At 74.4% G+C, this 14322-nt stretch carries 11 protein-coding genes; 7 read left to right on the top strand and 4 right to left on the bottom strand.

Going from position 1 to position 14322, the window contains the following annotated elements; all coding sequences use genetic code 11:
- Window positions 1-10: 10 nt before the first annotated feature.
- Window positions 11-1807 carry an AMP-dependent synthetase/ligase gene (locus GA0070611_RS14080; RefSeq protein ID WP_091672899.1) on the bottom strand — a complete coding sequence of 599 codons (1797 nt, stop codon included), beginning with the start codon at window positions 1805-1807 and terminating at the stop codon, window positions 11-13.
- 168 nt (window positions 1808-1975) lie between these two features.
- Between GA0070611_RS14080 and GA0070611_RS14075 the strand changes: the two genes are divergently transcribed.
- The 6 genes from GA0070611_RS14075 (at window position 1976) to GA0070611_RS14050 (ending at window position 7259) form a co-directional block, all read left to right on the top strand.
- Complete coding sequence (locus GA0070611_RS14075; RefSeq protein ID WP_091664032.1) at window positions 1976-2431, top strand: SRPBCC family protein; 456 nt, start codon at window positions 1976-1978, stop codon at window positions 2429-2431.
- 40 nt (window positions 2432-2471) lie between these two features.
- Window positions 2472-3131, top strand: a complete 660-nt coding sequence (locus GA0070611_RS14070; protein WP_091664027.1) for a hypothetical protein — start codon at window positions 2472-2474, stop codon at window positions 3129-3131.
- A gap of 72 nt (window positions 3132-3203) precedes the next feature.
- Entirely contained in the window at window positions 3204-4151 is a 948-nt protein-coding gene (locus GA0070611_RS14065; protein ID WP_091664023.1) for an ROK family glucokinase, read from the top strand.
- Window position 4152: 1 nt separating this feature from the next.
- A complete protein-coding gene (locus GA0070611_RS14060) occupies window positions 4153-4851 on the top strand; it encodes an endonuclease/exonuclease/phosphatase family protein (protein WP_091664018.1) in 699 nt (232 codons plus the stop codon).
- A 139-nt stretch (window positions 4852-4990) separates the two neighbouring features.
- Window positions 4991-6394: a flavin-containing monooxygenase gene (locus GA0070611_RS14055; protein ID WP_091664014.1), complete on the top strand. Its 1404-nt coding sequence runs from the start codon at window positions 4991-4993 to the stop codon at window positions 6392-6394.
- Between the two features lie 40 nt (window positions 6395-6434).
- Window positions 6435-7259, top strand: coding sequence for an alpha/beta hydrolase (locus GA0070611_RS14050; protein WP_091664009.1), 825 nt, complete (start codon window positions 6435-6437; stop codon window positions 7257-7259).
- Between the two features lie 26 nt (window positions 7260-7285).
- Here the strand turns inward: GA0070611_RS14050 and GA0070611_RS14045 are convergent, their stop codons facing one another.
- A complete protein-coding gene (locus GA0070611_RS14045; protein ID WP_091664006.1) occupies window positions 7286-8704 on the bottom strand; it encodes an alpha,alpha-trehalose-phosphate synthase (UDP-forming) in 1419 nt (472 codons plus the stop codon).
- Window positions 8705-8868: 164 nt separating this feature from the next.
- Window positions 8869-9720, bottom strand: a complete 852-nt coding sequence (locus GA0070611_RS14040) for a DUF308 domain-containing protein (protein WP_091664002.1) — start codon at window positions 9718-9720, stop codon at window positions 8869-8871.
- Window positions 9721-9938: 218 nt separating this feature from the next.
- Between GA0070611_RS14040 and GA0070611_RS14035 the strand changes: the two genes are divergently transcribed.
- A complete protein-coding gene (locus GA0070611_RS14035) occupies window positions 9939-10631 on the top strand; it encodes a lysophospholipid acyltransferase family protein (RefSeq protein ID WP_091663998.1) in 693 nt (230 codons plus the stop codon).
- Window positions 10632-10750: 119 nt separating this feature from the next.
- On the opposite strand, the gene GA0070611_RS14030 is transcribed toward GA0070611_RS14035, so the two are convergent.
- Window positions 10751-14320 (bottom strand): ATP-binding protein, encoded by a 3570-nt coding sequence (locus GA0070611_RS14030; RefSeq protein ID WP_231921508.1) that lies wholly within the window; start codon window positions 14318-14320, stop codon window positions 10751-10753.
- Between the last annotated feature and the right edge of the window lie 2 nt (window positions 14321-14322).

The following is a 14322-nucleotide window of genomic DNA, read 5'->3' as shown; positions in this document are numbered from 1 at the left end:
CGGATCGTAGTCAGCGTCGGTAGATGTCCGCGATCTCCGCCGCGTAGGTCTTGTGTACGACCTGCCGCTTGACCTTCAACGACGGGGTCAGCTCGCCGGTGGCCTCGGTGAAGTCCTGCGGCAGGATCCGGAACACCTTGATCGCCTCGGCCTTGGAGACCGACTGGTTGGCCAGGTCCACCGCGCCCTGGATCTCGGCCCGCAGCGCCTCGTCGTCGCGCAGCTCGGCGACCGGGGTGCCGGCCGGCTTGCCGTGCGCCTCCAGCCACTTGGGCAGCGCCTCCTCGTCGACGGTGACCAGGGCCGCGATGAACGGCTGCCGGTCGCCGACCACCAGGCACTGGCTGACCAGCGGATGCGCCCGGACCTGGTCCTCCAGCACCGCCGGGGCGACGTTCTTGCCGCCGGCGGTCACGATGATCTCCTTCTTCCGGCCGGTGATGCTGAGGTAGCCGTCCTCGTCGAGCTGGCCGAGGTCGCCGGTGCGGAACCAGCCGTCCGGGGTGAGCGCCTCGGCGGTGGCCGTGTCGTTGTGCCAGTAGCGGCGGAAGACGATGTCGCCGGAGATCAGGACCTCGCCGTCCTCCTCGATCCGGATGGTGACGCCGGGCAGCGGCCGGCCGACCGTGCCGACCCGGGTGTGGCCGGGCAGGTTCGCGGCGGCGGCCGGGGAGGTCTCGGTGAGGCCATAGCCCTCGCAGATGGTCACCCCGACCCCGCGGAAGAAGTGCCCGAGCCGGGCGCCGAGCGGGGCGCCACCGGAGATCGCGTCCCGGCACCGGCCGCCCATCGCCGCCCGCAGCTTGCGGTAGACGAGCTTGTCGAAGAGCGTGTGCTGGGCCCGCAGCGCCAGGCCCGGCCCGTCCCGGGTCTCCAGGGCCTCGCTGTACGCGATCGCGACCTTCTCGGCCCGGTCGAAGATCTTGCCCTTGCCCTCGGCCTCGGCCTTCTGCCGGGCGCCGTTGTAGACCTTCTCGAAGACCCGGGGTACGGAGAGCACGAAGGTCGGCTTGAAGTCCTGCAGCTCGCCGACCAGGTTCTTGGTGTCGGCGCAGTGCGCCATGGTGGCCCGGGCCTGCACCACGCCGATCTGGATCAGCCGGGCGAAGGCGTGCGCGAGCGGCAGGAAGAGCAGGGTGGACGCGCCCTCGCGGAAGAGGTTCGGCAGCACCGGCACCGCGTTGGCGATGTCGGCGTACATGTTGCGGTGGGTCAGCACGCAGCCCTTGGGGCGGCCGGTGGTGCCGCTGGTGTAGATGATCGTGGCGACGTCGTCGGCGGTCAGCGAGGTACGGCGTACCTCGATGTCGGCCGCGTCGACCGCCTCGCCGGCGGTGACCAGCTGCCCCACCGCGTCGAGTTCGAGCTGCCAGACCTCGCGCAGCTCGGGCAGCCGGTCGCGGACCCCGGCGACCAGGGTGGCGTGCGCGGTGCTCTCCACCACGACGGCGACCGCGCCGGAGTCGGCCAGGATCCAGGCGGCCTGCTCGGCGCTGGAGGTCTCGTAGATCGGCACGGTGACCGCGCCGGCGGCCCAGATGGCGTAGTCGAACAGGGTCCACTCGTAGCGGGTGCGGCTCATCAGCGCCACCCGGTCGCCGGGCGCGATGCCGGCCGCGACCAGGCCACGGGCCACCGCGACCACCTCGTCGCGGAACTGCCGGCAGGTCACCTCGGTCGAGGTGCCGGCGTCGCGCCGGACGAACTGCACCGTGTCGGGGGCGGCCTCCGCGTTCTCCCAGACCGGGTCGGTGAGGTTTGCCGCGTCGCCGACGGTGACGATCGGCGGGACGGAGAACTCGCGCACCTGCACTCCCTCGTGCTCGCACTGGCCGGGCCGGCCGCCGGGGCGGCTCTGTCGAAACCTACCCGCCCGTATCCGAGGGCCGGCCAGCGAGGTTGCCTGCCCGGGTGGTGGGACGCGGGCCGGCCCTGCCCCGGCGCGGGTTCGGGCCCCGCCGGGTAGCCTCCCCCCATGGCGGACTCCTCCACCCAGTCGATCATCATCGGCGCGTCACCGGACCGGGTGGCGACGGTCATCTGCGACTTCCCCCGCTACCCCGAGTGGGCCGAGGCGGTACGGCAGGCGGAGGTGATCGAGGAGTACGAGGACGGCTACGCCAGCCAGGTCCGGTTCACCCTCGACGCCGGGGTGATGGCCGACGAGTACGTGCTGGCCTACGAGTACGCCGAGGACATCTCCCGGATCGAGTGGCACCTGGTGGCGCCCTCGAAGATGCAGAGGTCCCAGCGCGGGTCGTACGACCTGGTGGGGAACCCGGACGGGACCACCACGGTGACCTACACCCTGGAGGTGGAGCTCTCCGTGGGCATGCTCGGCATGTTTCGCCGCAAGGCCGAGAAAATGATCATGGATGCGGCGTTGAAGCAGCTCAAGCGCCGGGTAGAAGCATCCGGTGCGGCCCACTGACCCGACCGCCGACTGGTCGTCACGGTAGAGGAGCCGACCCATGGGCACCACTGATCCCGGTTCCGCCCGGGAAGAGGCCGAGCGCCTCGTCGCCATGCTGCTGGGCGCCGCCCGGCTCGCCGCCGCCGCGCCGGGGGCGGGTCCCTGGGGTCCGCTCGGTGGGATCCTCTCGGGTGTCCTCGGTCACACCCCGGGCGGCCCCGCCGCCGGTGACCGGACGGCGGCGTCCAGCGGCTCCGCGTCCGGCGGCGCGGGATTCGCCACCGGATCACCGGAATGCTGTGTCTGTCCGGTCTGTCGTGGTATCGCGGCCTTGCGGGACCCGAGTCCCGAATTCGCCGAGCGGCTCGCCACCGGTGCCGGCGATCTGGCCGCCGGGGTGGCCAGCCTGCTGCGGGCCTTCGCCCCGACCGGACCCGCCACGCCGGCCGGCCCCGCGGGGCCCGGCGCGAACCCGGCGGCGGACCACGTGTGGCGCGAGGCCACCCGTACCGGGCATGATTCTCAGCCGGCACCCGAGCAGGACGTGTGGTCCGCCGCCACCCGGGGGGAGGGCGCGGCCGATCCGGGTGCCGCCGCACCGACGCCCGCCGGGCCGGACGGGCCGGACCCGAGCCGGCCGCCGGCCGGCCGTCCCGTGGTGCCCGCGTCGCGGGTGCCCGACGAGGTGGGCGAGGACGCATCAGGCGACGGGGCCTGACCACCGGACATCCCGGCATCGCACGGCCGGTTCGGCCGATGTCGGGCAGCACAGCAGAGGGGAGTGGCAGCGGTGACGCTGACCATCGGAGTCGACGTCGGTGGCACGAAGGTGGCCGGCGGTGTCGTGGACGACACCGGCAAGGTACTCGTGCAGACGCGACGGGACACCCCCGCCGACGACGTGGCCAAGACCCGTGACGTCATCATCGAGCTGGTCTCCGAGCTGGCCACCGGCCACCAGGTCGAGGCGGTCGGGATCGGGGCGGCCGGCTGGATCGACGCCTCCCGCTCCACCGTGCTCTTCGCCCCGAACCTCGCCTGGCGGGACGAACCGCTGCGCGAGTACGTCAGCAACGCCACCGGCCTGCCGACGATCGTCGAGAACGACGGCAACGTGGCGGCCTGGGCGGAGTTCCGCTACGGCGCGGCCCGCGAGGCCGAGGACTCGATGGTCATGTTCACCATCGGCACCGGCGTCGGCGGCGGCATCGTGCTCGGCGGCGAGCTGGTCCGCGGCGCCAACGGCATCGCGGCCGAGCTGGGGCACATGCTGACCGTGCCGGACGGCCACCAGTGCGGCTGCGGCCGGCTGGGCTGCATCGAGCAGTACGCCAGCGGCAGCGCCCTGGTCCGGTTCGCCCGTGCCGCGGCCCGCCAGGAGCCGCACCGGGCCACCGCCCTGCTGGAGCTGGCCGGGGGCGAGGCCGAGGCGGTCACCGGCCCGATGGTGACCGCCGCCGCCAAGGGCGGGGACCCCGTCTCGACCGAGGCGTTCGCCCAGGTGGGCCGCTGGCTCGGCACCAGCCTGGCGGACATGGCGCAGATCCTCGACCCGCAGGTGCTGGTGGTCGGCGGCGGCGTGATCGACGCCGGTGACCTGCTGCTCGGCCCGACCCGCCGGTCGTTCAACGACGCGCTCGCCCAACGCAGCCGGCTGCCCGTGGCCGAGGTGCGCCCGGCCGAGCTGGGCAACACCGCGGGCGTCATCGGCGCCGCCGACCTGGCCCGGCGGATCTGACGTGCCGGGCGGCGTGCCCCTGCGGGTGGTGTCGTACAACATCCACAGCCAGCGGGACGACACGGCCGCGCTGGCCGAGGTGGTCCGCGCGGCCGAGCCGGACGTGGTGATCGTCCAGGAAGGGCCGCGCCGGTTCCGGTGGCGGCAGAAGACCGCCACGCTGGCCGAGTCGTTCGGGCTGGTGGTGGCGGCCGGCGGCCTGCCCTCGCTGGGCAACCTGCTGCTGACCAGCCTGCGGGTGCGGGTGCTCGGCACCCGGTGCGAGCGCTACCCGCTGACCCCGGGACGGCACCTGCGCGGGGCCGCGTACGCCGAGTGCCTGGTGGGTGGGAGCCGGTTCCTGCTCGCCGGCTCCCACCTCTCCACCGACCCGGCCGAGCGGCCGGCGCAGGCGGCGGCGTTCAAGCGGGAACTGGCCGCGGCGACGCTGCCGGTGGTCGCCGGGGCCGACCTCAACGAGGGACCGGACGGGCCGGCGTGGCGGACCGTCGCCGAGGGACTGACCGACGCGGCGGTGGCGATGGACCGGGCCGACCGGCACACCTACTCCTGCGCCCAGCCGCGCCGGCGGATCGACGCCCTCTTCGTCGACCCGCGGGTCGAGGTGGTCGACTACGACGTGGTGGACACCCCGCGCACCCGGCAGGCCAGCGACCACTTCCCGATCCTGGTCGACCTGCTGCTGCCCGCCGCCGACTGAGGTTGCGGCCGACCCGCCGCACCGGGGTGACGCGCGCGCGGGGACGGGCCGGTTCGCCGGGGCGGCTGGACAACGGCGGGCATTCTCGGCAGGATTTCGCACCGACCCGGCACGCGTGCCGCACAAAGGAGATCTCCCGGTGTCCTCCTCCACCGACCTCGGTCACCCCGACCCGGACCTGACCGTCACCCTGACCCGGGACGGCCGCCCCGTCTCCGACCGGGGTGACACCGTCTGCGTCATCGGGGCTGGCGCCAGCGGCCTCACCGCGGTGAAGAACCTGCGCGAACACGGCTTCGGCGTCGACTGCTACGAGCGGGAGACCGGCGTCGGCGGGGCCTGGAACTGGCGGCACGACCGCAGCCCGGTCTACGCCAGCACCCACCTCATCTCGTCCCGCCCGTTCACCCAGTTCCCCGACTTCCCGATGCCGGACGACTGGCCGGACTACCCGCACCACGCCCAGCTGCTGTCCTACTTCGAGCGCTACGCCGACCACTTCGACCTGCGCCAGCACATCTGGTTCGGCACCGAGGTGGTCCGGGTCGAGCCGGTCGCGGGCGACCGCTGGGACGTGACCACCCGCAGCACCGGCGGGTACGGCCCGGAACGCACCTCGCGGTACGCCGCGGTGGTGCTGGCCAACGGGCACAACTGGTCACCGAAGCTGCCCCGGTACGAAGGGCTGGAGCAGTTCCGCGGCGAGGTCATGCACGCCTCGTCCTACAAGGACCCGGCGCAGCTGCGCGGCAAGCGGGTGCTGGTGGTCGGGGCCGGCAACACCGGCTGCGACATCGCGGTCGAGGCGGCGCAGCAGGCGTCCCGCTGCTGGCACTCCACCCGCCGCGGCTACTGGTACGCCCCGAAGTACGTCTTCGGCCGCCCGGCCGACCAGGTCAACGACACCCTGCTCGCGCTGCGGGTGCCGCTGCGGGTGCGGCAGTGGCTCTACCACTGGACGCTGCGGCTGACCGTCGGCGACCTGACCCGCTTCGGCCTGCCCAGGCCCGACCACCGGGTGTACGAGACGCACCCGATCGCCAACAGCCAGCTGGTCTACTACGTCGGCCACGGCGAGGTCACCCCGGTGCCCGACGTGGCCCGCTTCCACGACCGCGCGGTGGAGCTGACCGACGGCCGGCAGATCGACCCCGACCTGGTCGTCTTCGCCACCGGCTACCTGCCCCGGTTCGAGTTCGTCGAGGGCGGGGTGCTGGGCGACGAGGAGAACTCGGGTCGCCCCCGGCTCTGGCTCAACGCGTTCGCCGCCGGCCACCCCACGCTGGCCGTGGTGGGCCTGGTGCAGCCGGACTCCGGCATCTTCACCATCTCGCACTGGCAGAGCGTGCTCTTCGCCCGGCTGCTCACGCTGCGCACCGGCCGGCCGGAGCGGGCCGCCGCGTTCGACCGCCGGGTGGCCGCCGGGCTCGGCGAGCGGTACTCGGGTCGGGTCAAGGAGAGCACCCGGCACTGGTTCGAGGTCGGCCACGCCGACTACCTGCGCGCGCTCCAACGCGCCCTGTACGAACTGGAGGGCAAGTGAACGGGACGGCTCGGGCCACCGCGAACGGAGGGCCGGTCACGTGACTGCCGAACGGGTCCGGGTCGTCCGGGCGTGGGAGTGGGCCCGCCCGGAGCGGCCGGCCCGCCGCGAGGTGCTCTCCGCCGAGCCCGAGCTGGAGCAGGCGAAGCCGCCGCTGCTCTTCGTGCCCGGCTTCGGCCACGGGGCGTGGGCGTTCGCCGAGCACTGGCTGGAGCACGCCGCCGCGCGCGGTTTCCCGGCGTACGCGCTGAGCCTGCGCGGGCACGGTGGCAGCGAGCCGGCGCCGGACGCGACGCTGCGCTCGTACACCCATGACGTGGTCCAGGTGGCGGCGAGCCTGCCCCGGCAGGCGGTGCTGGTGGGGCACGGCGCCGGCGCCCGGGTGGTGGCGCACGCGCTGGCCCGCTACCCGGCCCGGGCGGCGGTGCTGGTGGCGCCGGTGCTCGGCGGCTGGGCGACGTTCGGCACCGCGCTGCGCCGCAACCCGGTCGGCACGCTGCCGGCCGTCCTCGGCGCCGGGCTGCGGCTCAACCGCCGGCAGTTGTTCAGCCGGGAGCTGCCCGACTCCGAGGCCCGCCGGTACCTGTCCCGGCTCGGCCGGGCCAGCCGCCGGGCGCAGTGGCAGCTGCTCACCGGGCGGGAGCCGGAGCCGGCGGTGGGGCGTCCCCCGGTGCTGGTGCTGGGCAGCCCGGACGACCGGGTGGTGCCGCCGGCCACGCTGAACCGGGCCGCCCGCCGGTACGCCTCGGCCCCGCTGCTCTTCCCCGGGATGGGGCACGACCTGATGCTCGACGCCCGCTGGCGGGAGCCGATCGACGCGATCCTCGACTGGCTGGAGAAGGACCCGGCGCCGGCGCCCGGCTGAGGCCCCCGGCGCCGGGCCCCGCGGCGTCAGTCGGCCGGGACCAGCCGGTCGCGCAGCGCGCCGCCGGTGTCCAGCACGGTGAGGTACGAGCGGGCCCAGGCGTGGATGTCGTGCCGGCGCACCTGCTCGCGCATCGCCCGCATCCGGGTGGTGACGTCCTCCGGGGTGGCCCGCAGCGCGGCCAGCAGCTCCCGCTTGAGCCCCTCCAGATCGTGCGGGTTGACCAGGTACGCCTGCTCCAGCTCGGCGGCCGCCCCGGCGAACTCGCTGAGCAGCAGCGCCCCGGCGTCGTCCACCCGGGCGGCCACGTACTCCTTGGCGACCAGGTTCATCCCGTCCCGCAGCGGGGTCACCGCCATCACGTCGGCGACCCGGTAGAGCGCGGTCAGCTCGGCGCGGTCGAAGGGCTGGGTGAAGTAGTGGATGGCCGGCTCGCCCACCCGACCGAACTCGCCGTTGATCCGGCCCACCTGGTGCTCCACCCGGTCCCGGAGGATCTGGTACTGCGCGACCCGCTGCCGGCTGGGCACCGCCACCTGGATCAGCACCGTGTCGCGGACCTTGACGTCCCCGCTGGCCAGCAGCTCGCGGTACGCCTTGAGCCGCTGCTCGATGCCCTTGGTGTAGTCCATCCGGTCGACGCTGAGGATGACCTTCTCGGGCTCGCCGAGATCCTGGCGCAGCCGCCGGGCCCGGTCGGCGACCTCGGGGCGGGCGGCCAGCGCGGCCATCTCGGCGGCGTCGATGGAGACCGGGAAGGCGCCCACCCGGACCACCCGGTCGTCGACGGTGACCTGCCGGTCGGTGGCGGGCAGCTCCAGCACCTTCGCCACCAGTTGGGCGAAGTTGTGCGCGGCCTGGGCCCGCTGGAAGCCGATCACGTCGGCGCCGAGCATCCCGCGCAGCAGCTCGGCGCGGCGGGGTAGCTGCATGAACAGCTCCGGCGGCGGGAACGGCACGTGCAGGAAGAAGCCGATCCGCAGGTCCGGGCGGAGCCGGCGGAGCAGCCCCGGCACCAGCTGCAGGTGGTAGTCCTGCACCCAGACCAGGCCGTCCGGCTCGGCCACCTCGGCGGCGGCCTCGGCGAACCGCTGGTTGACCCGCTGGTACGCGTCCCACCAGCGCCGGTGGTACTCGGGCTGTTCGACCGCGTCGTGGTAGAGCGGCCAGAGGGTCGCGTTGGCGAAGCCCTCGTAGTGGTCACGGAAGTCGTCGGCGCTCAGCGGGACGGTGTGCATCCGCACGCCGTCCACGTCGGGCAGGTGCGGGGCGGGCCCGGTGCCACCGGCCCAGCCGACCCAGGTGGCCGGGGTGTGCCGGAGCAGCGGGTGCAGGGCGCTCACCAGGCCGCCGGGGCTGCGGCGCCATTCGCAGGCCCCGTCCGGGGCCACACTGTCGTCGATGGGGAGGCGGTTGGCCACCACCACGAGGGGACTCTGTCGCATCTCGGGCGTATCCGATCAGCAGAGACCGGCCACCGGGGTGAGGAACAATCCGGACAGCCGGTGCGGGAAGTGACGTACAGCGGTATTCCTACTGACAGTAAGTTACACCGCTGTTACGCGCCCGCGCGTGGGCGGGCGGCGTCCCGCCATCCGGGCGGCGGCGGTCAGACGACCGCGCCGTCGTCCGGGTCGTCGTCGTCGGAGTCGCCCGGGCGCAGCCGCCAGATCAGCATCACGAAGCCGGCGAGGATGCCGGTGAAGCCGAAGAGCGTCACCACCGACGGGTCGACGGTCGACAGCAGCGTGGGGGAGAGGAAGAGCAGGAAGCCGAGCACGATGCAGAGCACGCCGACCACCGCGTACTTGGAGAAGCGCGGCAGCGGCGGTGGAGGCGGCGGGGTGTAGTGCTCCTCCTCGTCGGGCAGGCCGGCGCCGAAGGTGTCCAGGCCGTCCAGCAGGGACGGCTCGTCCGGTCGGCCCGGGCTCACCGAGACCCCCGAGACGTCCGCCGCGTACGGCAGCCGGCGCACGTCGGTGGCGGTCGGGCCGGCGGGCTCCTCCGCGCGGCCACCCCCGCCGCCGGTGGGGCCGGCCGTTGGGTCGACCGGGTCGGTCGGGTCGTCGACGTCCTCGGCGGCGGGCCACGGGTGGGTCCCGGCGTCCGGGGTCAGGTGGAAGCCGGCGACGATCTTCGCCCACTCGGCCTCGATGTCCGGCTCGTCGTCCCGGGGCGGCTCGGGGTCGTTCTCGTCGGCCAGTTGGGTGAGGTAGTCGCGGGCGGTGGTCAGGTGCGACCGGTCGACGTAGAGCCGGTCGACCGGGCGCGACGGCACGGTGGTGGTGCGGGTCACCGGGTTCAGGTCGGCGGAGGGCTGGAGGTAGGCGGCGATGCCGCCCGCGGCCAGCACGTCGAGCAGATGCTCACCGACGCGCGGATCGACGTCGCCCGCGACCGCGTACTCGGCCGCGTCGAGCCCGTTGTCCCGTCGTCCCCGACGGGGGCCACCCGCTGACACCGGCACCTCCTCGCCGCACCCGTTGCGTGCCTGTCGACCCGACGCCCCGTACGTCGTGCCCTGAATCGTGACACGTCGAGGCCCGGTTCCGGGAGTGCGTTGTGGCGTGCCGCTCCCGGTTCGTAGGCTTCTCCCCGACAGTTTCCCGCTCGCCGACGGCGCCCCGGGCGCGGTCCGGGCGTGGGCCGGCGGCGCCCGGCGCCCCTGGAAGGACCCCGGTGCTGTACTGGCTGCTGAAGTACATCATCCTCGGCCCGCTGCTGAGGCTGATCTTCCGCCCGCAGGTCGAGGGGCTCGAGCACGTCCCGGAGACCGGCCCGGTCATCCTGGCGAGCAACCACCTCTCCTTCTCGGATTCGATCTTCACTCCGCTCATCGTCAAGCGAAAAGTCACATTCATCGCAAAGGCGGAGTACTTCACGGGCAAGGGCATCAAGGGCTGGCTCACCAAGATGTTCTTCGTCGGCTCCGGCACCATCCCGGTCGACCGCTCCGGCGGCCGGGCCGCCCGGGCCGCCCTCGACACCCAGCTGCGGGTGCTGCGCTCCGGCGGGATCGCCGGCATCTACCCGGAGGGCACCCGCTCGCCCGACGGCCGGCTCTACCGGGGCAAGACCGGGGTGGCCCGGCTCGCCCTGGAGAGCGGCGCCCCGGTGGTGCCGATGGCGATGCTCAACTCCGACGAGATCCAGCCGACCGGTCAGATCATCCCCAACCTCGGCCGGGTGCGGATCCGCTTCGGCGCGCCGCTCGACTTCTCCCGGTACGCCGGGATGACCGGCGACCGGTTCGTCGAGCGGGCCGTCACCGACGAGATCATGTACGAGCTGATGGAGCTCTCCGGCCGCGAGTACGTCGACACCTACGCCCAGAAGGCCAAGGCCCAACCGAAGCAGCCCGTCCCCGCCTGACCCCCGCCCCGCCCCCCGCCGTAGCGCTAATTCACGGAAAGTGGCCTTATCCCCGCGCGCTTAAGGCCCCTTTCCGTGAATTAGCGGCCCGCGGGCGGGCGCGGCGGGGCGGGGCGGGGTCAGCAGGCGACGGCGGGGCCGGGGTCGGGGACCGGGCGCAGGGCCAGCGCCAGCAGGCCGGGGGCGTCGTTGCGCTGCGCGAACGCGCGTACCTCGGCCAGCGGCGCCGCGGCCCCGGGGTCGCCGGCCCGGTCCAGCTCCGCCGCGGCCAGGGCGAGCGCCAGCATCCGGTCGGTGACGTCCGGGATCCGGGCGTAGATCTCCGCCCCGGCCAGGTACAGCTCACCGGCGCGCCGGTGGTCGCCGTCGGCCGCCGCGAGCGCCCCGGTGACCGTGCGCAGCGCCGCTTCCGACCAGGGCGTCCGGTGCCCGACCCGGTCCAGCATCGTCCGGACCCGCACCGCCGCGTCCCGACCGACCAGGGCGCCGGCGTACGCGGCCGCGGCGATCCACTCGCCACTGGCCAGCGCCGGCACCGCCGACCACGAGCCGGCCAGCTCGTCGACCAGCTCCGCCGCCTCCGCCGTACGCCCCTGCAGGGCGCGGCAGAGCGCCGCCATGCCCAGCATCGTCCAGTGCGGCCGGTGGAAGCCGCTGCGCCGGGCGCTCTCCAGTGCCGCGGCCACGTCGTCCCGGTGCGGGGCCGTCTCGGCGTCGCCGGCCGCGCGTTGTCCGGGCGCCGGGCGCGGCGCCACCGGCACCGGCTGGCCCCGCAACACCAGCAGGCAGGAACGCAGCCCCCGGACCTGCATGTCCCAGCCGCCGGTCGGGGTGTCCACGAACGCGTCGGCGGCGGTGACCAGGCGGGCGAAGTCGCCGTCGAAGTAGGCCCGCATCGCCTCGCCGGAGTAGCTCGTGGCCAGGGTCTGCCCGCTTCCCCTCGCCTCCGGCGCGGTGCTCAGCAGGGCGTCGGAGCGGAGCCAGTCACCCTCCTCGCGCAGCGCGAAGGCGAGGTTCTGCAGCGCCCGGGGCAGCGCCAGCAGCTGCTGCGTCCGGCTGGTCTCGGTCAGCGAGTGCAGCTCGTCCAGCCCCGAGCGGTCACCGGACTGGTAGCGGGCGGTCGCCGCGGTGATCCGCGCGTTGATGTTGATCTCGACGAGGCCGAGCCGCTCGCCGATCGCGGCGGCCGTCTCCGCCGCGGCCACCGCCGCGTCCCGCTCGTAGTTGAGCATGTGCAGCCGGCCCAGCTCGGCGTGCGCGTCCGCCTTCTGCTGGCTGTCCGGCAGCGGCGCGAACAGCGTCACCGCCCGGTCCAGGCAGGCCACCGCCGCCGTCCGGTCGGCGCGCAGCCAGGCGGCCTGACCGAGCAGCGTCCAGGCCCGGGCGGCGCAGGCGTCGTCGCCGTGCGCGAGCAACCGGTCGGCGAGCGCGTGCAACTGCTCCGGCCCGCCGCCGGAGAGGAACCCGTTGCCGTCGCGGTAGAAGGAGATCTCCGTGCTCAGCAGTTCGAGCTGCAACCGGCCGACCGGGTCGGTGTCGTCCGCCAGGCCCAGCGCCCGGCCGGCGTGCGCGGCCGCCGCCTCCAGCCCGTGCAGCGCGTACGCCCGACGGGCCGCCCGGTGCAGCGCCGTCCGTGCCGGCCCGGCGTAGCGGTGGGTGTCCATGCCGAGGGTCCGGGCGATCTCGTGGGCCGCCCAGCGGTGGTGGGCGAGCACCTCGGCCAGGTCGGTGTCCCGGCTGGCGGAGAGCGCGTCCAGCCAGTCCGCGGTCCGCTCGTGCCGGGCCACCCGCTCGGTACGCGGCAGCCGCTGGTAGCAGACGTCGCGGACCAGCACGTGCCGGAACCGGTACTCGGGCTGCCCGGCCATCGTGGACGCCGCCTGCTCGTGCACGAAGTCGCGCTGCTCCAGCCGGCGCAGCGCCCGTTCCACCGACTCGACCGGCTGGCCCAGCGCGGCGGCCACCGCGCCCGGCCAGAACTGGACGCCCACCACCGAGGCGGCCAGCAGCACCGCCCGGTCCTTGGCGTCGAGCAGGTCCACCCGGTTGGCGATGACCGCGTGCACGCTCTCCGGCATCGGCAGGTCGAGGTGCTTCTCCAGGGACCAGCCGCGCCCGGACTGGCGCAGCGCGCCCTGCTCGATGAGCATCCGGACGTACTCGTGGGCGTAGAGCGGGTTGCCGCCGGCCACCTCGACCAGCGGGGTGAGCATCTCGGCGGGGAACGCCGCCTGGCCGAACATGTGCGCGTACAGCGAGGCGATGCCGGTGTCGCGCAGCGGGGGCAGGGTGATGGTGACCGAGCCGGTGATCGTCCCCGCCCAGTGCGGGTCCCGGTCGACCAGTTCCGGCCGGGCGGTGCAGAGCAGCAGCAGGGGGACGTCGCGGGCGGCGGCGCCGAGCAGCTCGACGAAGCGCAGCATCGCGTCGTCGGCCCAGTGCAGGTCCTCGAAGACCAGCACGGTGGGCCGGCGGGCGGCCAGCGCCAGCAGGAACCGCCGCCAGGCCGACTCGGCCTCCTCGGCCGGCATCGTGGTGCCGGCCAGCCCGACGAGCGGACGCAGGGCGTCGGAGATCCGGTCCCGCTCGGCCGGGCCGACCAGTTCGGCGACCGCCGAGGCGAGCCGCTGGGACGCCGCCGACGCCGGGTCGGTGTCGAGGATGCCGGCCTCGGTCTTCACGATGTCGGCGAGCGCGGCGAAGGTGACGTTCTCGCCGAACGGCGGGCACCGCCCGGTACGCCAGGTCAGCGGCTCGTCGACCAGCCGGCCGGCGTGCCGGTGCAGCTCGCGTACCAGCCGGCTCTTGCCGATGCCGGCCCGGCCGAACACGGTGACCACCTGCGGCAGCCGGTCGCGCAGCGACCGGTGCAGGGCGTTGACCAGCATGCCCAGCTCGTGCTCGCGGTCGATCAGCGGAGTGGTGTCGGGCTCCCGGTCGGTGGGCTGCCGGCGTACCGGGGCGAGGGCGAGCCAGACCTCGGTCGGGGTGGAGCGGCCGCGCAGGGTGACCGGCGGCTGCTCCTCGTAGCGGATGGTGTCCTTGGTCAGGGCGTGCGTGACGCCGCAGACCAGCACCCCGCCGGGCGGCGCCACCGACTGCATCCGGGACGCCGTGTTGACCACGTCGCCGGCCACGATGGCCTGCCCGCCGTCGCGGGCGGCGGCCACGTCCACCAGCGCCTCGCCGGTGGCCACCCCCACCCGGAAACGCAGCTCGTCCCGGCCGGCGGGGGCGAACCGGGTGAGCACCCGTTGCAGCTCCAGGCCGGCCCGCACGCAGCGCAGCGCGTCGGTCTCGGTGGCCACCGGCGCGCCGAAGAGCGCCATCACGGCGTCGCCGATGTACTTCTCGACCACGCCGCCGTACTGCCCGACGACCCGCTTGGCGGCGGAGAAGAAGCCGGTCTGCATGCCCCGGACCTGCTCCGGGTCGGCCCGCTCCACGTACGGGGTGAAGTCGATCAGGTCGACGAAGAGCACACTGACCCGGCGCCGGTCCTCCTGCGGCGCGGGGGCCGGCTGCTTGGCGCCGGCCCGGGGCGACCCGCACGAGGTGCAGAACGCGACGTCGGTGGCGAGCGGGCGCAGGCAGTGCGGGCAGACCGCGCCCAGCTCCGCCCCGCAGCCACCGCAGAAGCGGTCGCCGTCGGCGGCGGTACGTCCACAACGGTCACACTGCGCGGAGATGA

The organism is Micromonospora auratinigra (genome assembly GCF_900089595.1).
Lineage (GTDB): Bacteria > Actinomycetota > Actinomycetes > Mycobacteriales > Micromonosporaceae > Micromonospora > Micromonospora auratinigra.
Note: the sequence above shows the minus strand (reverse complement) of the source record. Positions and strands in the feature narration are given on the sequence as shown.

Coding starts and splice junctions, on each gene's coding strand:
- GA0070611_RS14075 (WP_091664032.1), top strand. CDS start 1,976: ATGGCGGACTCCTCCACCCAGTCGATCATCATCGGCGCGTCACCGGAC.
- GA0070611_RS14070 (WP_091664027.1), top strand. CDS start 2,472: ATGGGCACCACTGATCCCGGTTCCGCCCGGGAAGAGGCCGAGCGCCTC.
- GA0070611_RS14045 (WP_091664006.1), bottom strand. CDS start 8,704: ATGCGACAGAGTCCCCTCGTGGTGGTGGCCAACCGCCTCCCCATCGAC.